Annotated in this window: 22 protein-coding genes; 16 read left to right on the forward strand and 6 right to left on the reverse strand. The window is 70.8% G+C overall.

Annotated elements, in window-relative coordinates; translation table 11 throughout:
- Both ABD944_RS42560 and ABD944_RS28650 read right to left on the reverse strand, forming a co-directional pair.
- On the reverse strand, window positions 1-124 hold a 124-nt coding region (locus tag ABD944_RS42560; protein ID WP_139578418.1), incomplete at its 3' end, for a Clp protease N-terminal domain-containing protein.
- A 347-nt stretch (window positions 125-471) separates the two neighbouring features.
- On the reverse strand, window positions 472-1,173 hold the full coding sequence (locus tag ABD944_RS28650; protein WP_345181985.1) for an O-methyltransferase: 702 nt from the start codon (window positions 1,171-1,173) through the stop codon (window positions 472-474).
- A gap of 290 nt (window positions 1,174-1,463) precedes the next feature.
- Here ABD944_RS28650 and ABD944_RS28655 point away from each other — a divergent pair, with 290 nt between their 5' ends.
- The 5 genes from ABD944_RS28655 to ABD944_RS28675 all read left to right on the forward strand — a co-directional run bounded on the left by ABD944_RS28655 (window position 1,464) and on the right by ABD944_RS28675 (window position 6,097).
- Window positions 1,464-2,666 carry a DUF6004 family protein gene (locus ABD944_RS28655; protein WP_185024253.1) on the forward strand — a complete coding sequence of 401 codons (1,203 nt, stop codon included), beginning with the start codon at window positions 1,464-1,466 and terminating at the stop codon, window positions 2,664-2,666.
- 132 nt (window positions 2,667-2,798) lie between these two features.
- Window positions 2,799-3,683, forward strand: a complete 885-nt coding sequence (locus tag ABD944_RS28660) for a class I SAM-dependent methyltransferase (RefSeq protein ID WP_345181989.1) — start codon at window positions 2,799-2,801, stop codon at window positions 3,681-3,683.
- Entirely contained in the window at window positions 3,683-4,351 is a 669-nt protein-coding gene (locus ABD944_RS28665) for an NHL repeat-containing protein (RefSeq protein ID WP_345181992.1), read from the forward strand. The genes ABD944_RS28660 and ABD944_RS28665 overlap by 1 nt, the downstream gene beginning before the upstream one ends.
- Window positions 4,332-5,666: an ABC1 kinase family protein gene (locus tag ABD944_RS28670; protein WP_345181994.1), complete on the forward strand. Its 1,335-nt coding sequence runs from the start codon at window positions 4,332-4,334 to the stop codon at window positions 5,664-5,666. The genes ABD944_RS28665 and ABD944_RS28670 overlap by 20 nt, the downstream gene beginning before the upstream one ends.
- Window positions 5,667-5,737: 71 nt before the next feature.
- The gene (locus ABD944_RS28675; protein ID WP_345181996.1) at window positions 5,738-6,097 is read left to right on the forward strand and encodes an ArsR/SmtB family transcription factor; all 360 of its coding nucleotides are present in this window, start codon (window positions 5,738-5,740) and stop codon (window positions 6,095-6,097) included.
- A 60-nt stretch (window positions 6,098-6,157) separates the two neighbouring features.
- Here the strand turns inward: ABD944_RS28675 and ABD944_RS28680 are convergent, their stop codons facing one another.
- Window positions 6,158-7,309, reverse strand: a complete 1,152-nt coding sequence (locus ABD944_RS28680) for a nucleotide disphospho-sugar-binding domain-containing protein (protein ID WP_345181998.1) — start codon at window positions 7,307-7,309, stop codon at window positions 6,158-6,160.
- A gap of 86 nt (window positions 7,310-7,395) precedes the next feature.
- Here ABD944_RS28680 and ABD944_RS28685 point away from each other — a divergent pair, with 86 nt between their 5' ends.
- The 4 genes from ABD944_RS28685 (at window position 7,396) to ABD944_RS28700 (ending at window position 10,371) form a co-directional block, all read left to right on the forward strand.
- Window positions 7,396-7,875: an SRPBCC family protein gene (locus ABD944_RS28685; protein ID WP_345182000.1), complete on the forward strand. Its 480-nt coding sequence runs from the start codon at window positions 7,396-7,398 to the stop codon at window positions 7,873-7,875.
- 46 nt (window positions 7,876-7,921) lie between these two features.
- Window positions 7,922-8,410, forward strand: coding sequence for an EF-hand domain-containing protein (locus tag ABD944_RS28690; protein WP_345182002.1), 489 nt, complete (start codon window positions 7,922-7,924; stop codon window positions 8,408-8,410).
- 108 nt (window positions 8,411-8,518) lie between these two features.
- Entirely contained in the window at window positions 8,519-9,355 is an 837-nt protein-coding gene (locus ABD944_RS28695) for an ABC transporter permease (protein WP_345182004.1), read from the forward strand.
- Between the two features lie 104 nt (window positions 9,356-9,459).
- Window positions 9,460-10,371 (forward strand): arylamine N-acetyltransferase family protein, encoded by a 912-nt coding sequence (locus tag ABD944_RS28700; RefSeq protein ID WP_345182007.1) that lies wholly within the window; start codon window positions 9,460-9,462, stop codon window positions 10,369-10,371.
- Window positions 10,372-10,402: 31 nt separating this feature from the next.
- On the opposite strand, the gene ABD944_RS28705 is transcribed toward ABD944_RS28700, so the two are convergent.
- The 3 genes from ABD944_RS28705 to ABD944_RS28715 are packed head-to-tail and all read right to left on the reverse strand — an operon-like array spanning window position 10,403 to window position 12,831.
- Window positions 10,403-11,458, reverse strand: a complete 1,056-nt coding sequence (locus ABD944_RS28705; protein ID WP_345182009.1) for a glucose-1-phosphate thymidylyltransferase — start codon at window positions 11,456-11,458, stop codon at window positions 10,403-10,405.
- An 11-nt stretch (window positions 11,459-11,469) separates the two neighbouring features.
- On the reverse strand, window positions 11,470-12,063 hold the full coding sequence (locus ABD944_RS28710) for a dTDP-4-dehydrorhamnose 3,5-epimerase family protein (RefSeq protein WP_345182012.1): 594 nt from the start codon (window positions 12,061-12,063) through the stop codon (window positions 11,470-11,472).
- Window positions 12,064-12,102: 39 nt separating this feature from the next.
- Complete coding sequence (locus ABD944_RS28715; protein WP_345182015.1) at window positions 12,103-12,831, reverse strand: FkbM family methyltransferase; 729 nt, start codon at window positions 12,829-12,831, stop codon at window positions 12,103-12,105.
- Window positions 12,832-13,011: 180 nt separating this feature from the next.
- Between ABD944_RS28715 and ABD944_RS28720 the strand changes: the two genes are divergently transcribed.
- From ABD944_RS28720 to ABD944_RS28750, 7 genes are all read left to right on the forward strand, one after another.
- Complete coding sequence (locus ABD944_RS28720) at window positions 13,012-14,514, forward strand: B12-binding domain-containing radical SAM protein (RefSeq protein ID WP_345182017.1); 1,503 nt, start codon at window positions 13,012-13,014, stop codon at window positions 14,512-14,514.
- A gap of 147 nt (window positions 14,515-14,661) precedes the next feature.
- Window positions 14,662-15,312, forward strand: coding sequence for a winged helix-turn-helix transcriptional regulator (locus ABD944_RS28725; RefSeq protein WP_345182019.1), 651 nt, complete (start codon window positions 14,662-14,664; stop codon window positions 15,310-15,312).
- Between the two features lie 635 nt (window positions 15,313-15,947).
- Complete coding sequence (locus ABD944_RS28730) at window positions 15,948-16,427, forward strand: hypothetical protein (protein ID WP_345182022.1); 480 nt, start codon at window positions 15,948-15,950, stop codon at window positions 16,425-16,427.
- Window positions 16,428-16,432: 5 nt separating this feature from the next.
- Window positions 16,433-17,713 (forward strand): ABC1 kinase family protein, encoded by a 1,281-nt coding sequence (locus tag ABD944_RS28735; RefSeq protein ID WP_345182024.1) that lies wholly within the window; start codon window positions 16,433-16,435, stop codon window positions 17,711-17,713.
- A gap of 614 nt (window positions 17,714-18,327) precedes the next feature.
- The gene (locus tag ABD944_RS28740) at window positions 18,328-18,726 is read left to right on the forward strand and encodes a transposase (protein WP_345182027.1); all 399 of its coding nucleotides are present in this window, start codon (window positions 18,328-18,330) and stop codon (window positions 18,724-18,726) included.
- A 481-nt stretch (window positions 18,727-19,207) separates the two neighbouring features.
- Window positions 19,208-19,753, forward strand: coding sequence for an LmbU family transcriptional regulator (locus ABD944_RS28745; RefSeq protein WP_345182029.1), 546 nt, complete (start codon window positions 19,208-19,210; stop codon window positions 19,751-19,753).
- 204 nt (window positions 19,754-19,957) lie between these two features.
- Entirely contained in the window at window positions 19,958-20,914 is a 957-nt protein-coding gene (locus ABD944_RS28750; RefSeq protein WP_345182031.1) for a DUF1702 family protein, read from the forward strand.
- The last annotated feature ends 3 nt before the right edge of the window (window positions 20,915-20,917 follow it).

The following is a 20,917-nucleotide window of genomic DNA, read 5'->3' on the forward strand; positions in this document are numbered from 1 at the left end:
CACCCTCGTGGATCAGACCCAGGAGGATGTGCTCGGTACCGATGTAGTTGTGGTTGAGCATCCTGGCCTCTTCCTGAGCCAGAACGACAACCCGCCGCGCGCGGTCGGTGAACCTCTCGAACATCTCCTCGCTCCTCCCGGGGGTGCCGGTTACTATCAGATTCTAAAGTGATTTGGCGAGGATCGGCGGCTGTTCGCAATGGGCGTAAGAGCCCGGGAGGCCGCGGGCCCGGCCGGCCGTCCGCACGACGGCCTCGACCTGGAGGGGACCCATGTCTCTCGAAAACCATCCCATGGTCGACGCCCTGGCTCCGGCTCCCGCCGAACGGCCCGGCGGCCCGCACGAGTACCCGCGGCGCCGGCCGGGACTCCACCCGGCGGCGTCCCGGCCGTCCCGCGGACGGGGCCGCCCCGGGGCTCCGTCCTCCCGCGGCACCGGGTGGGCGTCGGGCATGAGCGTTCCAAGCGCGGTCAGTCCCGTCTGCGGATCAGCGTGACGCCGTCCCCGATCGAGAGGATGACCGCCTCGACCCGGCCGTCCGCGGCGACATGGGCGTTGAACTCGCGGATCGCCCGGGTGTCGGCGTCCCTCGCGCGCCTGGTCGCGGAGAGCTCCTCGGGAGGAGTGTCGTCGACGGGGTCGACGACATGGCCGCGCCACAGGACGTTGTCGGCCAGGACGGCGCCTCCCGGCCGCATGCGCGGGACCAGCTCCTCGTAGTAGGCGACGTAGTTCTCCTTGTCGGCGTCGATGAAGGCGAGGTCGAACACCGGATCCGGGGGGAGCGCCCGTAGCGTGTCGAGTGCGGGGCCGAGCCGCAGCCGGATCCGGTCCGCCACCCCGGCCTGCTCCCACGCCTCCCGGGCGATGCGGCCCCATTCCTCGTCGACGTCGCAGCACAGCAGGTGGCCGCCGGGGGCGAGCCCGCGGGCGATGCAGAGCGACGAGTACCCGGTGAACGTGCCGATCTCGATCGCCTGGCGGGCGCCGATGAGCCTGGTCAGCAGCGTCAGGAACGCTCCCTCGTCAGGCCCGATCTGCATCCGCGCCACCGGGCCGAGCCGGGCGGTCCGCTCCATGAGGCGGCGCTGCGCGTCGTCCGGGGGGAGGCTGTGCGCCGTGAGGTAGTCGTACAGTTCCGCCGTCACCGGCGTGGTCTTGAGCGCGCACATGGCCCCGGTCCCTCCGCGGTTCTCCGAGAAACTTTAATAAATTGTAGCAACATCCTTCTCATTTCCAAGGCGCGCGCGCCGGCCCCACCCTCTCGTCGCGCTCGCTTTGAGCTGGTCAGTTAAGTGGCCAGTGAAATCCTCGGCCGTCCCGGGCCGCGGAGAGGCGTCCCGAAGAGGGGTTGACGAGGGGGAATCGCTATATAAAACTTCAGCGACAGGGCCCCGTCATCGATCCGCGGACCAGGCAGTGGCCCACCACACGTTCTCGACAGACGCTGGAGGTGTCTGGTTTGAGCTCTCTCCGTGAGACGTACGAGTCCCTCAACCTCGAACCCAAGCCGATTCGTCCGCACATCCTCGCCGCGGCCACCGTCGTCTTCGGCGACGACTACTACGCCGGCCGGCGGGAGACCATCAACCTGTCCGGCTTCGTCCAGCTGAACAAGTGGCCGATGCCGGGCTTCGAGCACCGGGTGGACGAGAAGGGCCACGCCGAGCTGGAGACCGAGCTGATCAGCGCGCCCGAGGTCGGCATCAAGGGGTACAGCTACGAGCTGGACGACCGCATCCAGGTGCTGTCCAACCCGTTCCTCCCCAACTCCGGCCACGTGCGCCAGATCGTCCCGGGCAAGAACTTCCCGGCCGAGTTCTACATCCGGCGCTTCGGCATCCTGGAGACCAGCACCCTGCGGCTGGCCCACCGCAACGTCATCGACATCTACGGCGTGGTGGACAGCATCCCGCCGTACAAGAAGCCGCTGACCGGCCCGTACCTGGGCAGCCCGCGCGGTGACGGTCCGTTCGACGTGGTGCAGGCGCCCAACGTGGTCCGCGGGACCACCCTGCCCGAGGCCTGGTACCCGGCCAACGACCAGAACGAGCCGGTCGGCCTGACGCCCACGGTGTTCTTCGCCGCGAGCGCCGGCCCCTGCATGTCGATGCTGGTCGACCCCTCCATGATCATGCAGGTCTCCCTGGAGGGGCAGATCGAGGTCGAGGTCAACGGCAAGACCGAGGTCATCGAGCTGGAGGGCGACTACCGCAAGGCCGCCGGCACGGAGATCCTCCTGTTCGGCCCCGACAAGCACGACGAGGGCCAGGGCGTGCTCGCCCAGATGGCCCGGGTCGCCATGGTCGGCCACAACGAGGCCCTCGGCGGCCGCGTGATGCTGCGGGCCAGCTGGCCGCGGCCGTCGGGCGGCACGCTGGGCGACGGCACCGAGGACAGCCTCAGCCGGGTCAGGTTCCCGAGCGAGCTGAACATCGACGCCGAGTTCGAGCTGGTCACGCCGCACGGCAACCTGTACGCGGCCCGGCCCGCCCACGTGTCCGGCAAGCTCAGGGACCTCGAGGCCACCGGCAGCGAGCTGCGCATGGTCGGCGCGGACTCGCCGCTCGTCACCACCGACGGCACGGTCAAGGCACGGCTGACCGGCGTCCGGCTGGCGATGCGCGACGCCCACGTCGGCGAGACGGCGGCGGTCAACATCTGAGGTTTCCCGCGAGCCTCTTGACGCGACCGGCGGGACTGGATCTGATGGAAATTCCAATAGTTCCAGTCCCGCCGGGACGCGCGTGCGGCCCGCCCCGCCGGCCGTTCCGGGCACCTGAGAAGGGGAGGCGTCGTGGACCAGCGACTGCTGCTGATGCACCAGGCGATGCTCGCCGACCGGCCCCGGCTGGAGGCCTACGAGCGGGCCCTGGAGGACGCGATCCCGCCCGGCGGAGTCGTGGCCGACGTGGGGGCGGGGACGCTGGCGCTGTCCATGCTCGCGCTGCGGTGCGGCGCCGAGCACGTCTACGCCGTCGAGGCCGACCCTGAGATGGCCCAGGTCGCGGCCAGGATCGCCGAGCAGAACGACCTCAAGGGCAGGCTCACCCTCGTCCACGCGGACGCGCGCCGGGTACGGCTGCCGGTCAAGACGGACGTCGTGGTCTCGGAGATGATGGGCAACCTCGGGCCGGAGGAGCAGATGATGGAGGTCCTCGGCTCCTTCGCGCGGCGCAACCTCGCCCCCGGCGGCAGGATCGTTCCGGAGCGGCTGGTCACCCGGCTGGCCGCCATCGAGTTCGACGGCGAGGGCTGGGGGCTCTGGAACGAGGACTTCCTCGGCTACCGGCTGGACGCGGTTCAGGAATCTGTAGCCCCCGCCGCCCAGCTGCACTTCTTCCAGCGCCCGCCCACGCTGCTCAGCGAGCCGGCGGCCATCGCCGACCAGCGCGGCGGCAAGGGGGAGGAGCAGCGGCCGAGCCGGCGGCTGACGATCAACCGGGCCGGCCGGCTGCACGCCATCGCCGGATACTTCACGGCCACCCTCGCCCCGGGCGTGACGCTGTCCAACCTCCCCTCGTATCCGGGCTGCAACTGGGCGGTCTGGATCTGGCCGCTGCGGCACACCGCGGTGGCGGCGGGGGACGTGCTGCACGTCCGGATGCACCGGCCCGAAGACGTGCGGGTGGCCACCGACTGGCGGCTTGAGTGCGGCCTCAGCAGGAAGGGAGGGCGCTGATGCCTTACGCGGCGGGGTCGGTGCGCGACATCCCGGTTCGCGGCGGCCTGAAACTGTGCGGGCTGACCTGGACCGGGCAGTACCTCTGGTACTCCGAGGCCGTGCAGAACCAGATCGCGGCGATGGACCCCCGGACCGGCGAGGTGGTGCGGAGGATCCCGTGCCCCGGCGTCCGCACGGACCTGACCACGATCGGCGGCAGCCTCGTCCAGGTCGTGGGCGATCGGCGGACCCTGCGGGTCATCGACCCCGAGTCCGGGGACGTCGTCGGCGAACTGCCGAACCCGCGGCCGGGGCGGCACCTGTGCGGGCTCGAGGCCACGAGCCAGGGCGTGTGGACGGGATACGAGGACCTCCAGGTCGTCGACCTGCGAAGCGTCGAGGACCTGCGGCTGATCGCCAGCTTCCCGGTGCGCCGTCCGGTCGCCGGGGTCACCGTCTCCGACGACTACCTGGCGTACGCCGACTACCGCGGATGCTCCATCAACCTGGTCGATCTGAAGCAGGGGCGCGAGGTGGCGTCGATCACCGTCAACGGCAGTCCCACCGGGATCGCCTGGGACGGCCAGCTGATCTGGTACTGCGACCACGCGACCCTCCAGCTGCGGGCGATCGAGGTGCCCGGAATCACCGGAGGCAGGCAGAGCCATGACGACGACAGGCGCTGAGCGGCGCACGGAGCCGACCCCCGCCGTGCGCGAGGCCCCCGCGCCGCTCGCGCTCGCGGGCCGGGGCGCGCGGGTGATGGCGATCGTCGCCGTGACCCTGGTGCCGGCCGTGGTCGCCGGGCTCGTCCGGACGGCGACGCGCGGCCGCACGGCGGGACGCCGGTACCTCTACCGGCGGACCGCCGTCCTGCTGATGAGGCTCGGCCCCACCTTCATCAAGGCCGGTCAGGTGCTCGGCACCCGCAGGGACGTGCTCCCCGCGGCTCTCTGCGACGAGCTGTCCGTCCTCCAGGACTCGGTGGCGCCGCTGAACCGCGCCGAGACGCGCCGCGCCTTCGCGGAGGCCTACGGCCCGCGGGCCGCCGAGGGGCGCTTCGCGCACGTCGAGGAGCGGCCCGTCGCCAGCGGGAGCGTCGCCTCCGTGTACCGGGGCTCGCTCGCGTCCGGAGGCCAGGTGGCGATCAAGCTGCGCCGCCCCGGCATCGACCGGGTGATGAGGCAGGACCTCGCGCTGATGAGGGCGGGCGCCGCGCTGGCCGCCCGCCTGCCGGTGTTCCGCGGCGTTCCGGTCACCGACGTGGTGGACAGCATGTGCGCCGCCGTCCTCGGGCAGCTGGACTTCACCCGCGAGGCCGACAGCCTGACGCGGCTGCGCGACAACCTGGCGCCCGTGCCCCGGGTGTGGGTTCCGCAGGTGCACCAGGCGGAGTCGCGGCCGCGCTGCATCGTCATGGAGTTCATCCCGGACCTGGACGTGGGCGCCGCGGCGAAGTGCCCTCCGGCGGTGCGCCGGCGGTTCGCGGCGTCGGCGCTGACCGCGATCTACCAGATGCTGTTCGTCGACGGCTTCGTGCACTGCGACATGCACCCGGGGAACCTCTACTTCACCCGCCAGGGGCAGGTCGTCGTGCTCGACGCCGGGTTCAGCGTGCAGCTGACCGAGCGCCTGCGCCGGCTGTTCGCGGAGTTCTTCATGAACATGTCCACCGGCCGGGGCAGCCGCTGCGCCGAGATCGTCATCGAGAGCTCGGCGGGGGTGCGCGACGACGCCGACCTCGACGGCTTCATCGTGCGGATGGCCGACCTGGTCGAGCGCAGCCACGGCCTGCCCGCCAAGGAGTTCAGCCTGATCGCCTTCGCCGCGGAGATGTTCGACCTGCAGCGCCGGTTCGGCATCCACGCCGCGCCCGAGCTGATCTTCCCGCTGCTGTCCCTGCTCGTCATCGAGGGGACCATCCGCGAGCTCGACCCGGAGATCGACTTCCAGGAGACGGCGAAGCCCGTCCTGAACCGCGGCCTCTTCGGCGCCCGGTAGCCGCACCGGGCGCACGCCCGGCCTCCGCCCGCGTTCGAGGCCGAGTTATATAAGTTTGCTATTATTATCCCGTGCACGCGTTCGATGTTCTCGGCGATCCGGTCCGCCGCCGCATCCTGGAGCTGCTGTCCGCCGGCGGGCACTCCTCCGGGGAGATCTGCGCCGTCATCCAGGAGGAGTTCGGCATCTCCCAGCCGGCGGTGTCGCAGCACCTGAAGGTGCTGCGCGACCACGGGTTCGCCTCGGTCCGGGCCGAGGGGACGAGGCGGCTGTACGCGATCGACCCCGCGCCCCTGCGCGAGGTCGACACGTGGCTGGAGCAGTTCCGCGGGTTCTGGGCCCAGCCCCTCGACGCCCTGGCCACGGAGGTCGCCAGGGGCCGGCGCGAGCCGCGCGGCACGGCGGGGGACCGGGCACCGCGGAAGGCCTGATCCGCCAGGCCGCCCGCCCCGGGCCTCGACTCGCGACGGGCGGGCGGACGGGGGGACGGGCTACAGGCGCGCGACGAGGCCGGCCAGCTCGGCGGCGACCGCCGCGGGGGACGGCAGGCCCGCGACCTCGGTGTGGACCTCGGCGGTCGCCGTCCGCAGCGTCTCGTCCTCCAGCAGGCGCTCCAGCATCGTCGCGGTGATCTCCTCGGCGGGCGCCGTCAGGCCGATGCCCCGGTCGCGCACGTCCTGCCCGATGGCTTCCGAGGCCACGTCCTGCGGGTCCAGGGCGACCATCTGGGGAATGCCGGCCTCCACCGCGGACATGACCGTGTTGGCGCCGCCGTGGTGCACGACCGCCGAGCACGTCCGGAACAGCTCGCCGAAGGGGACCCAGCCGTCGGCGGGCCGGACGTTCGGCGGCAGCGTGCCCAGGGCCGAGGTGTCGACGTTGCCGAGCGCGAGCACGAAGTCGGCGTCCACCTTCGACGCGGCCTCGATGACCGGCGGCAGAGTGCCGAGCCCGAAGAACTTGGCCGAGAAGCCGCCGCCGAGCGAGAGCACGACTCGCGGCCGCTGCGGCCGCTGGCGCCACAGCCCGCCGAGGACGCCGCCGCCGTCGTAGGAGTGCCCGCCCATGAACCCGCCCTCGGGCCTGGCGTGCAGCATGCTCGGCGGCAGCCGCTCCAGGATCATCGCGGGCCGCGGGATGGCCGGGACCCCGTACTCCTCGCACAGGTCCGGCAGCAGCCCGGCCGTCAGCTGGTGGGTCCGCCCGGTGGTGAAGGGCCCCAGGTTCCGCTGGACGGCCGGGACGCCGAGCCTGGCCGCCGCCATGGCCCCGACCGTGGTCGTCTGCTCGTAGACGACGAGGTCCGGGCGCCACTGGTCGACCACCTCCATGGTCCCGGCGACCAGCGGCCGGTTGAACCCGGCGAACATGGGCGCCCGGGGGGAGATGTCCCTGTCCGGCCCGACACTCCGGAACCACGTCTCCGCGAATCCGGGATCGTCCTCGAGTACCTTCTGCGCGATCGTCACGGCGCTGTAGCCCGGCGCCACGTCGACCACGGGCAGCCCGGCCCCGGCCGCCCACTCGGGGCGCTCCGCGAGCGCCACGAGCACCTCGTGGCCCGCGGAGCGGAAGGCCCAGGCCAGGGGCACGAGCGTGAAGACGTGGCCGGCCGCGGGAACGGAGATGAACAGCACGCGCATGGTGGAATCCTCCCGGGGGCGGGACCGGGGCGCCGACGAGGCGGTCTCCGGTCTACTCCTCCAGGAGATTACTATATATAGTTCAAGTGTCTAGCGAGCTGGAGGGGTTCGTGACGCCGCCGATCTGCCCGCCCGACCTGTCGGCCAGGCCGTACCGAGCGATCGTGGAGCACCCCGCGGCCGCGCCGGCCGCCGCGGTGTTCCGCGCCTGGACGGAGCGGTTCGACCGGTGGTTCGCCCAGCCGGGCGAGATCGTGATGAAGGCCGAGGTCGACGCGCCCTACTTCTTCCAGACGTTCCACGAGGGCCGGCGGCATCCGCACTACGGCCGGTTCCTCCGGGTCGACCCGGACCGGCTGCTCGAACTCACGTGGCTCAACGAGGCGGGGACCCGCGGGGTCGAGACGGTGCTGACCGTCGAGCTGTCGCCCCGTCCCGGCGGCTCCCTGCTGCGCCTGACGCACGCGGGCTTCCCCGACGACCGGACGAGGGACGAGCACGAGACCGCGTGGAGATCGATCCTCCTGAACCGCCTCGACCCCGTGCTGCGGGGGACGGAGGCCTGACCGGCGGCGCCGCGCGCCGCGCGTTCCGACCCGAGGAGTGTTCCGCATGGCCACTGCCGAAGAGTACGAAGCCCTCTTCAAGGCGTTCGACCACGACGGCGACGGCGTCATCGAGCAGACCGACGTCGACCTGCTCGTGCAGCGGTGGTGCCGCGCGCTGCACGTGTCGCCCGGCTCCCCGCAGTGGCTGGCGATAACGCGGCCGTCCAACCGCCTGTTCCAGCGGTTGGAGGGGAGCGTCGACGAGGCGGGGGACAAGAAGGTGAGCCGCGAGCAGTGGGTCGCCTCGCACGAGCGGCCGGGATTCATCGAGGACGTCGCCATCCCCTGGGGCGTCGCGGTGTTCGACATGGGCGCGGACGCCGACGCGCGGGTGTCCCTCCAGGTGTGGATGACGACGCATTCGGCGACGGGCTACCCGCAGTTGGAGAGCCTCGCCGGGTTCCAGCGGCTCGACGAGGACGGGGACGGCTATCTCGACAGGGACCCCTTCGTGAAGTACATCGAGGACTTCTACCACCGGGACCACGCCTGATCGGCTCCGGGGCGGCTCCGCCGACGGGTCATTAGACTTGTCTTATATAAGCTGCGGGTTTATTATTTGGCCTGGACGGCTCAGCGCGGAGTGAGGGAGGCGGGCGAGATGACGACGTCCCAGCCGGTGGCGGGCGAGAGAGTGCGCGGACCCCTGCTGACGCCCGGCGAGCGCCCGCCGAGGGCGGGCGTGCTCTCGGCGTCGCTGACCTTCGCGTTCCGCTCGCTGCTGAAGATCAAGCGGGCGCCCGAAGGGCTGTTCGGCGCCCTGCTGCAGGCGGTCATGTTCACCCTGCTGTTCACCTACCTCTTCGGCGGGGCGATCGCGGGGTCGCCGAGCGAGTACCTGGACTTCTTCCTGCCCGGGGTCTCGGTCATCGCGATCGTGCTCGCGAGCATGAACACGGGGTTCGTGCTGAACGTGGACATCGACCAGGGGGTGTTCGACCGGGTGCGGTCGCTGCCGGTGTGGCAGTCGTCGGTGCTGGTCGGGGCGATGCTGGGGGACGTGGTCCGGTACGCGGTGGCCTCGGTGGTGCCGCTGCTGCTGGGGCTGGCGCTGGGTTTCCGCCCCGACGGCGGCCTGGGCGGCGTCGTGCTGGCGCTGCTGTTCCTCCAGGTGTTCGCCTTCAGCCTCGCGTGGATCTGGGCCCTGATCGGCGTGGCGGTGCGCACGGCGGCGTCGGCGCAGATGCTCATCATCACGCTGGACTCGGTCCTGCTGTTCGGCAGCAACATCATCGCGCCGCGCGAGACCATGCCGTCGTGGCTCCAGACCGTCATCGGGTTCAACCCGATCACGCACGCGGCGACGGCCGTGCGCGGGCTGATGCAGGGCACCGAGACCGCGGGCCAGATGGGCCGGGCGTTCCTGGCCTGCGCGATCCTCGTCGCGGTCTTCGCCCCGCTCACCGCGTACGCGTACTCGCGACGCGGCCGCGCGTAGCGGCGGACGGTCGCCGCGCCCTCCCAGGGGCGAGTCCGGCTTGTGCTACTTTAAAGTAAAGTGCGTGTGGTGGCGCGACCGCACCCGGTTCCGGACGGAGGGTCATGGCCGACCAGTACACATCGGGTACCGCGCCTGTCCCCGGCGGGCCCGGCTACGTCGCCGCCTACCTGGAGCGCCTCGGCATCGGCGACCCGGGCGAGCCCTCGCTCTCCGGACTCTTCGCGCTGCACCGGGCCCACGTGGAGCGGGTGCCGTACGAAGTGCTGGAGATCCAGCTGGGACGGCCGACCACCGCGGACCCGCGTGACGCGGCCCGCCAGGTGCTGAAGGGACGCGGCGGGTACTGCGTGCAGCTCAACGGCGCGTTCTCCACTCTGCTGGGCGCCCTCGGATACGACGTCACGTGGCACCGGGCCGGCGTGCACGCCGCCCGCAAGCTGCCCCAGGTCGGACCGGCCGAACCGGCCCCGCACCTGGTGCTCACCGTGAGCGTCGAGGGCGAGGACTGGATGGTGGACGTCGGCCTCGGCGACGGGCTGCACGAGCCCCTGCCGCTGCGCGCGGGGACGTACCGCCAGGGACCCTTCGCCTTCCACCTCGGCCCCTCGCGGTTCGAGCCCGGCGCCTGGCGCTTCGACCACGACCGCGGCGGCGCGATCGCCGGGCTCGACTTCTCGATGGCTCCCGCGAGCCCGGCGGACTTCGCCGAATGGCACCGCTACCTGGCCACCGACCCCGAATCTCGCCTGGTGCGGACGGTCGCGGTGATGCGGCGCGACGCGACGAGCGTCGACGGCCTCACCGGATGCATGCTGCGGCACATCGACGACTCCGGCACGACGACCAGGGAGCTCGGCACCTCCGCCGAGTGGTACGGGGCGCTCGCCGAGGTCTTCGGCCTGCCGCTGGCGGACGTGGGCCCGCAGGACCGGACCGCGCTGTGGACGAAGGTCCGGGGCGCCCATGAGGCCTGGCTGGAGGCGAGGGCCCGGCGGTCCGCGGCCCGGGCCTGAGGCGCCGCCCGGGGCCCGCGCACCGGCCGGGCTATGCCGGGACCTCGACCCGCGCGTCGTCGCCGACGACCAGGCTGAACCGGGCCGAGGCGCTCACGCTGGCGTTGCGGCCGATGATCGAGTCGTGCAGCCCGGCGAAGCCGGAGACCGACGCGTTGTCGAGCACGATGGAGCCGGCCACGCCGGCGCGCCGCAGGACGCAGCCCCGGCCGATCGAGGTGCGGGGGCCGATGTGGCTGTCCTCGACGACCGAGCCCGCGCCGACGATCACGGGGCCCTCGATGCGGGAGCGCACGACCCGCGCCCCGGCCTCGACGACGACCGCGCCGTCGATCCGGCAGTGCGCGTCGACCTCGCCGGCGATCCCGGGCTGCAGCGACTCCAGGAGCCGGCGGTTGCAGTCCAGGACGTCCTCGGCGCGGCCGGTGTCCTTCCAGTAGCCGCCGTACTCGCTGGCCCGCACGTCCGCGCCCCGGGCCACCAGCCACTGGACGGCGTCCGTGATCTCGAGCTCCCCCCGCGCGCTCGGCTCGATCGACGCCACCGCCTCATGGACGGCCGGGGTGAAGAAGTACACCCCGATGAGCCCCAGATCGCTCCGGGGCTCCGCCGGCTTCTCCACCAGCCGCTCGACCCGTCCCTCGGCGTCCAGCTCCACCACCCCGAAGGCGCGCGGGTCGGCCACCTTGTGCACCAGCACCTGGGCGTCGGGCCGCCGCGCGGCGAAGTCCTCGGCGATGTCGGCGACGCCGTGGGGCAGCATGTTGTCGCCCAGGTACATCACGAAGTCGTCGTCGGCGAGGAAGCGGCGGGCCAGGATCACGCAGTGCGCCAGACCGAGCGGCCGCTTCTGGTGGATGTAGGTCACCCGCGCGCCGAAGCGGGAGCCGTCGCCCGCGAAATCGATGATCTCCTGGGCGCGGTCGCCGACGATGATTCCGATCTCCGTGACGCCGAGGGCGCGGATGTTGAGAAGGACGTACTCCAGGACCGGCCTGTTGGCGATCGGCATCAGCTGCTTGGCCATGGAGTGGCTGAAGGGGCGCAGCCGCATTCCCGAACCACCCGCCAGCACCAGAGCTTTCATCGGTTGCTTCCTCACAGGCGCAGAGAAGGAGCGCCGGTCTCCTGCCAGAGGGGCAGGAGACCGGCGGAGACGGACTCGGCCATGGTGGGCGCCGCCGCGTCCCCGTCGGAGAGCAGCGGCGGCTCCGTGATCCCCCAGGGGAGCGCGAGATCGGGGTCCAGCGGGTTGACGGAGATCTGGGCTTCGGGCGCGTAGGTGCTGGACAGGGCGTAGCAGACGCAGGTGTCGTCGGTGAGTGCCAGGAAGGCGTGGCCGGCGCCTTCCGGGACGTAGACGCTCCGGCCCGACCCGGCGTACAGCTCGTTGACCGCGTGGTGCCCGAAGGCGGGGGAGCCGATCCGCAGGTCGACCACGATGTCGCGCACCGCGCCCCTGACGCAGGTGACGTACTTCGCCTGTCCGGGCGGGACGGCCACGCCGCGGATCCCGCGGAGCGTGTTGCGCCGCGACGTCGAGCAGTTGATCTGGCGTGGGACGAACGGGCGCCCCAGCGCGGCCTCCAGGACGTCGGCGCGCATGACCTCGAAGAAGCCGCCCCGCCGGTCGGAGTGGTGGTCGGAGGTGAAGACGTAGGCCCCGGGGACGGCCGTCTCACTGACGTGCATGGGGCGCCGATCGTGGCAGTCGCATCGTGGGGCCCGCCCTCAGCTCGGGTCGGCGCGGTACGCCGCGCGCAGGGTGGTCGAGGGGGCCAGCCAGGCCATGTCGGCGACGTTGGCGCGTGCGTGGGTCCAGTTCGCCACCAGCCGCCAGCCGCGGTCCTGCATGTAGGCCGCCACGGCCTGCCGGGTCGCCCCGCGGCGGTAGCGGGCCTCCGCACTGCCCTCGATCACGGCCAGGTCAAGCCGGTCCAGGTCCGCGCCCGCCAGCACGTCCAGTTCCGCCCCCTGGGCGTCCACCACGAGCACGTTGCAGCCGTCCTGGACCTCGCGCACCGGGACGACCTCGGTGGTGTCCAGCCGGGTCACCGTCATCGGCGGCAGCGGCGCGAGCAGGCTGGCCTGCTGGTCGTACTCCGTGACGTGCAGGGTGGCCGTCCCGCGCTCCCGCCCAGCCGCGGCCATGACGACCTCCTGGGAGGGCCGGCCGCCCTCCGGCCGGCCGGACAGGTGGCGCCCGAGCTCGCGGGCGAGCGCCGCCGAGTGGTCGCGATTGGGCTCGACCATGACGAGCCGCCGGAAACCGCACCGGACGAGCGCCGGCACTTCCTGTCCGACATGCGCCCCGACCTGCACCACGCCCACCGGTGCCACGCCGAGCCGGTCCATCAGCCCGGGGAGCTGCCGCTCCCATCTGACGTACACCGGGGCGGCGGACCGGTCGATCTCGGTCAGGGCGTGGCCCTGCGAGGCGGGGGAGGACCCGTGGGACATCGACGTACCTCCAGAGAAGACGGACACCACCGCGCTATTAACTTTAGAAGCATATAGTACAGTGAGATGGCATGGCGGGCCCGGGCGGTCCCCGGGGCCGCGTCCGCGGCGTGCGGCGGCGGCGAGTCCGCCGGCGGAACGCCGGGACGGACCGGGACGCCGTCGGTTGAGGAGTCATACATGGCCTTGCGTGATGTGCGTGTCCTGCTTCTGTACCCGCCGAACCAGAGCGCCCCCGGGACGGTGTGCAAGCCGAACGGATCGCTCGCCTACCCCAACCTCGGCGGCGCCCTGCGCGACCACGGCGTCGACGTGCGCGTCTTCGACGCGTGCGTGGGCGACGACTCCGACGAGCTGGCAGGGCTGTTCGACAGGCCCGTCCAGCTGCCGAGCGGCCTCCTGCGCACGGGCGTCAGCGACGAGCGGATCCTGGAGGAGGCGGCGGAGTACGACGTCGTGGGGATCACCTCGATCTTCACGGACCAGGAGACGATGGTCCTGAACTGCGCGCGGCTCATCCGGGCGGCCTTCCCGGAGAAGATCCTCGTCTCGGGCGGGGTCAACGCCCGGTCGCGGCTGCCGCAGTTCTTCCAGGCCGGTTTCGACGTCGTCTGCCTCTCCGAGGCCGAGGGCACGATCACGAGGATCGTCGACGAGGTGCGCAGGTCGGCCCGCCCTGACTTCGCCGGGATCAGCGGCGTCGCGTTCCGGGACTCCGGCGGGATCCGCGTCAACCCCGCGCGCCCGGACGACGTGGTCTGGGATCTGGACGCCCTTCCCATGCCGGCCTGGGACCTGTTGCCGAACGACCGGTACTGGACCATCGCCCGGCCCCACTCGGGCGTGTGGGAGTCCGGTACGGAGCTGCGCTACGCGGACATGATGACCTCGCTCGGCTGCCCCTTCCACTGCGCCTACTGCCACATCGCGGGGGAGCAGGAGGGGAGCATGAGCGGGCCGATCGGGCGCTACCGCACCAAGTCGGACGATCGAGTGCTGCGCGAGCTGGACGTCCTGAAGGGGCTGGGCGTGGAGCACGTGATGATCGAGGACGACTCGCTCCTGGGGGAGAAGAAGCGCGCCCTGCGGCTGCTGAGGAAGATCCGGGGCGCCGGCGTCGACATCTGCGATCTGAACGGCATCAACATCATCCACCTCCTCAAGCGGTGGAAACCCGACCACGAGGTGCTTGAGGCCCTGGCCGAGGCCGGCTTCACCCAGCTCAATCTTCCGTTCGAGTCGGGCAATCTGCGGATCCTGCGCAAGTACGCGAGCAACAAGCTGAACATCGAGATGGCCGACATCGAATCGCTGATCGTGGCCTTGAAAGACTACGGTTTCAAGATTTTCGGCAACTACATGATGGGGTACCCGGACGAGACCCTGGAAGAGATCGAGACCACGATACGGCTGGCCCGGGACCACGTTTCCTACGGTCTCGACGCCGCGAACTTCTTCATCGTGGTCCCGCTCCCCGGGACGCCGCTGTTCGACACGGCGATCTCCGAGGGGTATCTCCGCAGCGACTTCGATCCGGACACGATGAACATCTACCGGGCGAACATGTCCGGAACGGTGGTGCCGTCGCAGGTCCTGGAGGAGCTGCGCAGCCGAGCCTGGGAGGAGGTCAACTCCCCGACGTGGAAGAACGCGAAGAAGGCCTGGGCCGCGACGGAGAGCTGAGGGCCCTCGCGCGGGGCCGGCCGCCGGAGGTCCGTGAGGAGCGGGGAGGCGGGAGAGAACGCGCCGCCCCGCCACGGCCGAGGTTCCGCGATGCGCGGCCAACTGGGTATACACTTCTAAAGTGAACCTGGGAGGCGGTGCGGGCACGTGAATCAGCGTCGGAACTACGGGCAGTACTGCGGCCTCGCCGGTGCGCTGGACATCGTCGGCGAGCGCTGGACGCTGCTCATCATCCGGGAACTGCTCACCGGGCCCTGCCGCTACAACGAGCTTCTGGCCAACCTGCCCGGTCTGGGGACCAACCTGCTGGCGGACCGGCTGAAGTTCCTCACCGAGGTCGGGATCATCCGGCAGCGGGCTCGCGAAGGTTCGAAGGTGCGGGTGTACGAACTCACCGAGCAGGGGCAGGGCCTGCGCGAGGCGGTGCTCGTGCTCGCGCGGTGGGGGCTCGGCGTGCTCACGGAGCCCAAGGCCGAGTACATCGTGCGCCCCCGGTGGGCGGTTCTCGCGGTGGAGGCGATGGCGGCCCCGACCGTGGACGGCCCCGACGAGCAGTACGAATTCCGCATCGACGACGACGTGTTCCACATCACGGTGCTGGACGGCAAGGTCGCGGTCGCCCATGGGAAGGCGCCCGACGAACCGGCGCTCGTGGTCCACACGGACGCGGTGACCTTCGTCGACATCGGCGCCGGGCGCCTCGACCCGCTGGAGGCGACGCTCACCAAGCGGATCGTCATGGAGGGCGACGAGGACGCGATCATCCGCTGCTCGCGCCTGCTCGGCCTGGTGGCCTGAGAGAGCTCCCTTCCCGGGAGCGCCGGCGGTCGCCTTCCGCTCTTCAAAGGCACATCTCGATAGCCCGCACCCCGTGCCGGTAAAACCCCTTGCGACCGGAACCCCTGGGCCTCGATGCCGCGTTCTACGGCGGATCTTCCGCTGCCGCGCCGCCGGCCGCGCGCCGGACTTGGAAGTCCTATCTTGACGCCGTCGCGGCGATAGCTTTTACTGGCGGCGAGCGCCTCGAATTCCGTGACGGCATGACGACGACGTTGCACCGGCGCAGAGTAATGAGCCCACTACGTGATCGCCATCGACATGAGACCACCAGCCGATTCTGACCGCCGATAGGACGGAAAGCGAACAGCACGGTCGCGGCCGTCATCGGGAAGGTGCCATCAGTGGACCATGCGCGCATGACCAGGTCGGTTCGTCCGAATCTCAGCGCGGGCGGCCTGACGTCATACGGCTTCGCCATCCAGGCCGCGATCGGTCGGCGGCCCATGCGCTATCTGATAGGCCGCCGTTTTGTCGACCACTCGGCGGTGACGGCTCTATTCGTTCTGCAGCCGCAGATACTTGCCGGAAGTCATGTCTGGATAACCGAGGACCCCGCTCTTGGGAAATGTGATGTGGAAACACATATACCCACGATGAGGAATTCGGTGCGCCTGGTCGAGCGGTATCTGTTCGACTGCCTTCCGCTGACCGACATCGGATATCTGGATCTCATGGCCTGGCGCTATCCCGGACTGGGCTCCAATCCCGAGGACGTCGAGGTCGACATGTCCTGGAGCCGGTGGCCGGCGGCCGAGCCGCGGTGCTATCTGGGGCCGGTCACCACGCCCGGTCTCAGCGTCACCGAGGCCATCGACCACGAGACGGGAATGGTCGTCGCGCGCTCCGTCGAGCGTCTCCGGCAACCGCTCCGCCGCTGGGAGGTCGTGGAGATGGGCCGTCCGGACGTGGGCGGGCTGCCCGAGCGGGTCCGGGCCTCCCGCATGCGCACCGGCGGCTGGACGGACTTCCGCCGCGTCGGGGAGCCGGTCCCCGTCCCGCAGGAGGCCTTCGACGCCGGGCCCGCACGACTCCGGGAGGCGCTCGAGCACGGGCTTTCCGGAAAGGCGGCCTGAGAGTGGTGGATCGTGCCACCGCCCGCTCCCTGGCGGCGCGGGCCTTCCGGTTGGGCGCGTTCGGGGGAGCCGCCGCGGTCCGTATGGCGGCCATCGTCGCGACGTCACCGAGGAGCACCCGCGGGCCGCGGCTGGCCGCCGAGGCCGCGCGCCTCCTGGAAAAGCTGGGCGGGGCCTTCGTGAAGGCCGGGCAGATCCTCGGCACCCGCGTGGACCTCGTGGGGGAGACGGCCGCGGCCGCGCTCGGCAGGCTGCACGACAGCGTGGAGCCGATGGCCCCCGCGGAGGCGCTGCGGACCGTCCGGGCCGGGCTCGGCCGGACCCCGCCCGAGTTCGTGAGGGCGGTCGGGGGGCCGTCCGCGGCCGGCGGCTCGATCGCCTGCGTGTACCGCGCGCAGCTCGGGGACCGGGCGGTGGCGGTGAAGGTCCGCCGCCCCGGCGCGGGCGCCGCGATCGCGGCGGACATGGCGGTGCTGCGGTTCGCCGCCGGGGTCGCCGCGCGGATCCCGGCGCTCCGGCGGGTTCCGTTCATGGAGATCGTCGACCAGGTCGGCGACTGCCTCATGGCCCAGCTCGACTTCGGCGCGGAGGCGGCGAACCTGCGGCGGCTGCACGACGCTCTGGCCGACATGCCGGACGTCGTCGTCCCGCGGCCCATCCCCGAACTGAGCGGGGACGGGGTCATCGCCATGGAGTTCATCGAGGGCCTGGACCGCGACGTGATCGAGACTCTTCCCGCGCGAGTCCGCGAGGCGCAGATCACCGCGCTCGTGCACGCCGTCTACCGGATGCTCTTCGTCGAGGGCTTCGTTCACGTCGACCTGCATCAGGGGAACACCTATTTCATGCCCGACGGCACCGTCGTGCTCCTGGACGCCGGTCTGGTCTTCCGTATGGGCCGCGAGGCCCGGGAGAGATTCACCGGGTTCTTCGCCGGCATGATCCAGGGAGACGGCGAGGCGTGCGCCGACATCCTGCTGTCGACGGTGCGGCGCAGGGAACCGGAGACGGATATCGCGGCCTTTCGCGCGGAGGTCTCCGACCTGGTCGTGCGAAATGCCGGAATGGTGGCCCGGGACTTCGATCTCCCCGCGTTCTGCCTGGATCTGTTCGATCTCCAGCGGAAACACCGTCTCCACGCGGAGCCGGAGTTCATATTCCCCATGCTCAGCCTGCTCACATTGCAGGGTGTGGTCAAGCGTCACCATCCGATGATGGACTTCCAGTTGGAGGCCGCGCCTTTCGTGATGCACGGCCTGCTTGTGACGAGCGGCGTTACCGGATGAGGGGTCGTCCCTGGCGGGCACGCACGGGGTGAGAACCGGCCGGTGGGCGTCCCGGGCCCCTCGGCGTCGCACCGGGGCCCGCGGGCCCGGCCGTGAATGGGAAGCCCCGCAGCTTGATCTCATCGACTTTATGCGGGCGGATTGCCGGTCACGGGATAGGCGGCAGGGCGCGGCATTGACGACCGCGTGCATTCTCTGCCGGTGAGGCGGCCCCGTGGTCGGAACCAGGCGGCCCGGCAGGGGAATTAGAGGCAGGTCCCAAGGCTGCCCGCTCGCCGGCGTTCCGATCCCGGCGCGCCACCGGCACCGGCCGCCGGAGCAGGTCCGCGCCCCGGTGGCCGCCATGAGGGCCGGCCGGTCGGCGCCGGCCGCGCAGGCCCGGGCGTCGAACCTCACGATTTTTCGCTGAGCCATCGCGCCCGGGCTCGATGAGCGAGATCACGCAGAGCCGAACGCCATTGAGCTGATCTTTTGTGGTGAGACAACTTCATAGCGTGGCTTCGCGCTGTTCGGGCCGACGTGAACAGACCGCGCGGCTTCCCTCGCTTGTCTGTTCGAGACTACTAAGAGCATGTCTCATGTGGCTCGGTCGTGGATGCGGCATGATCGGTGTCGTGTTGTCGGACCTTTCGATCCGGCTGGTGCCGGATGAGCTGTGGGAGATCGTCGGCCCTCTGATCCCGGAGTTCGCGCCGCGGCGGCAGGGCGGCGGGACGGCGCCGGTGGACGACCGGACGGTGTTCACCGCGATCGTGTACGTGCTGACCAGCGGGTGCGCCTGGCGGCATCTGCCGGCCGAGTTCGGGGTCAGCGTGCCCACCGCGCACCGGCGCTTCGCGGCGTGGACCGGGGCCGGGCTGTGGCCGCGCCTGCACCGCGCCGTGCTGGCGGAGCCGGGGGCGAGCGGGCAGGTCGGCTGGGTGTCGGCGATCGTGGAGGCCGCCGTCGCCCGCTCGGAGGTGCGGGGACCGGACCGTCCTCGTCCGACGCCGGAAATGCCCCACTCCACGTGAGACACGTTTGAAAGGTCAATGTTCCAGGCGCATCTCGGTGAGATCTCCTCGGCAAGGCGTTAATCACCGATACGCCCTATTGACAACCTGCTCAAATAGTTTGACGATGACCATCATTGCTGCTCACTCCGACGGCTGGAGACGATCGCAGGTGGGCGGCCGGCGGGCGTTAGGCGCGATCGAAGGGGGGCGGCCGACGATGGCGGGCGATCGGAGGGGGCCGAACTCAAGTCTCTCGGGGATTTCGCATTCGCCACGGCCGAGAAGATTCTTGAAAGCCGTGGTCGGCAGATTCATCTCCAGTTTCTGACTTGATTCGGCAGAACGCAGCGTCTCGCGACGGTTCGGGAGGATATTCGTGTCCGGCTCCGGGAATGGGCAGCGCTACACAACGCCTCATCGGTCCCCCATTGAAGAGGCGAACCGCGTCTCCGCGGCAAGAATGGTTCTCGACCAGTCGGCGAGGCCGCGGCGGAGCGGATTGGAGCTGCCTCCTCGGCTTCCGTTCGAGACATGGCAGCGGATCGGACGCCAGATATCCCTGATTTCGGACTGCTCGCGCTGGTGGCTCGGCGACTGGCTCATCTACGGGGAGCGGCATTACCCGAACCGGTACCGGATGGCCATAGAGGCCACCTCGCTCGACTACCAGACGCTCAAGAACTACGCTTGGATCGCTCGCCGCATTCCGAGGTCCCGCCGGCGGGACCAACTCAGCCTCCAGCACCACGCCGAGGTGGCCGCACTTCCGCCGTCCGAGCAGGAGCACTGGCTCCAGCAGGCGGCAGAGCTGGGATGGACGAGAAGAGAACTCAGAAAGCGCCTGCGAGGAATCCGCAACGGCGGCGAGGACAAGAAGCCGGAAGAGGCCACCGTCCGCATCGATGTGATCGCTGAGCGCCAACGCCGCTGGCAGGAGGCCGCCGAGGCGATGGAGCTGAGCCTGGCGGAATGGATCGTGGTCATTCTCGACCAGGCCGCGGGCCAGGTCGCCGGGGCCGTTGCGAAGAACGACGAAGAGGCGTGACATTTCGCCGGGCCGAGTGTATGAGTAGAGGGGCGTAAGGCCGCTCATGCGCACTGCGCGGTAGGCGAAGGGGCGCTAGTCGGTCATCTTTAGACCGCAAAGCGCCATGCACCGCATCGGCCGGAGGCCACCGCGGTCCTCGCCAGTACGAAAGAAATTCATTGGCTGAACGCCACCGGTCGGTATTGCCACTGTGGGGTTGGAATGGTCGCTGTAGGGAATCTGCTCGCGCCGCCGTTGCGCGGCTTTCTGGAAATCGATCCCAAGACCCTCGACGTCGAGCGCCTGGGGTTTCCGCCGGGCGATCCGCGGGCTCGTGCCCTGCTGGCGGACGTGGTGGAGAGCTTCGCTACCGGATTCAATACCGCTCTGAGTGCGGATCCGGCGACCCTGGACTTCGGGACGCTGCCGCACGGGTTACGCGGGTTCGCCTTCGAAGGCGCGGCCATGGGCGTCGCCCTGGTCGACCTGGCCACCTTCTCGGGGGGCCGCAGAGTGCGCGCGCTGGCCGAAGGGGCCGGCGCACGCTATGTCCATCTGATTCACGTCGGCGTCGGATGGGCGTACGCGCGCACGCATGTGCCTCCCTGGACGGGCATCCGCTTCGGGCGGCCGCTGCTGCGTTGGCTCGCGTGGGACGGCTGGGGATTCCATCAGGCCTTCTTCAAGTCCCGGCGGGTGCTGGTGCGGCACTGGGTCGAGCGGCCGGCGCGCGGAAGCACGCGGACGATCCGGGACCAGGGGGTCGGCCGGGCGCTGTGGTTCTACGCCGGCGCCGATCCGGTCGTGGTCGCCGAGACGATCGGTGCCTTCCCGGCCGCCCGCAGGTCGGACGTGTGGGCGGGCATCGGGCTGGCCGCCGCGTACACCGGCGCGCTGCCCCCGGAGCGGTTGGGCGAGCTGCTGGAGCGGGCCGCGGGTTTCGAGGACCACATCGCCCAGGGCGCCGCGTTCGCGGCGAAGGCGCATGTGGTGTCGCAGGAGGTGCCGGAGCGGTCGGCGGCCGCGATCCAGACGCTGACCGGAGCCGCCCCCGCGGTCGCCGCGGCGTGGACGGACGAGGCGGCGGTGACCGCCGAGCGCTGCTGCAGCGGTCCGGAGGGTTACGAGGTGTGGCGCGCGAGGGTGCGCCAGGCATGGCGGAAGCACAGCGAGGGGTGAGGG

This window comes from Actinomadura verrucosospora (assembly GCF_039540335.1).
Taxonomy (GTDB): domain Bacteria; phylum Actinomycetota; class Actinomycetes; order Streptosporangiales; family Streptosporangiaceae; genus Spirillospora; species Spirillospora verrucosospora.

Bases quoted from the DNA above. Each gene is read 5' to 3' on its own strand.
- ABD944_RS28700 (WP_345182007.1), top strand. From the start codon at position 9,460: ATGGCCGACCAGTACACATCGGGTACCGCGCCTGTCCCCGGCGGGCCC.
- ABD944_RS28710 (WP_345182012.1), bottom strand. From the start codon at position 12,063: ATGCACGTCAGTGAGACGGCCGTCCCCGGGGCCTACGTCTTCACCTCC.
- ABD944_RS28665 (WP_345181992.1), top strand. From the start codon at position 3,683: ATGCCTTACGCGGCGGGGTCGGTGCGCGACATCCCGGTTCGCGGCGGC.
- ABD944_RS28750 (WP_345182031.1), top strand. From the start codon at position 19,958: ATGGTCGCTGTAGGGAATCTGCTCGCGCCGCCGTTGCGCGGCTTTCTG.
- ABD944_RS28650 (WP_345181985.1), bottom strand. From the start codon at position 1,173: ATGTGCGCGCTCAAGACCACGCCGGTGACGGCGGAACTGTACGACTAC.
- ABD944_RS28730 (WP_345182022.1), top strand. From the start codon at position 15,948: ATGAGGAATTCGGTGCGCCTGGTCGAGCGGTATCTGTTCGACTGCCTT.
- ABD944_RS28705 (WP_345182009.1), bottom strand. From the start codon at position 11,458: ATGAAAGCTCTGGTGCTGGCGGGTGGTTCGGGAATGCGGCTGCGCCCC.
- ABD944_RS28720 (WP_345182017.1), top strand. From the start codon at position 13,012: ATGGCCTTGCGTGATGTGCGTGTCCTGCTTCTGTACCCGCCGAACCAG.
- ABD944_RS28670 (WP_345181994.1), top strand. From the start codon at position 4,332: ATGACGACGACAGGCGCTGAGCGGCGCACGGAGCCGACCCCCGCCGTG.
- ABD944_RS28690 (WP_345182002.1), top strand. From the start codon at position 7,922: ATGGCCACTGCCGAAGAGTACGAAGCCCTCTTCAAGGCGTTCGACCAC.
- ABD944_RS28715 (WP_345182015.1), bottom strand. From the start codon at position 12,831: ATGTCCCACGGGTCCTCCCCCGCCTCGCAGGGCCACGCCCTGACCGAG.
- ABD944_RS28680 (WP_345181998.1), bottom strand. From the start codon at position 7,309: ATGCGCGTGCTGTTCATCTCCGTTCCCGCGGCCGGCCACGTCTTCACG.
- ABD944_RS28695 (WP_345182004.1), top strand. From the start codon at position 8,519: ATGACGACGTCCCAGCCGGTGGCGGGCGAGAGAGTGCGCGGACCCCTG.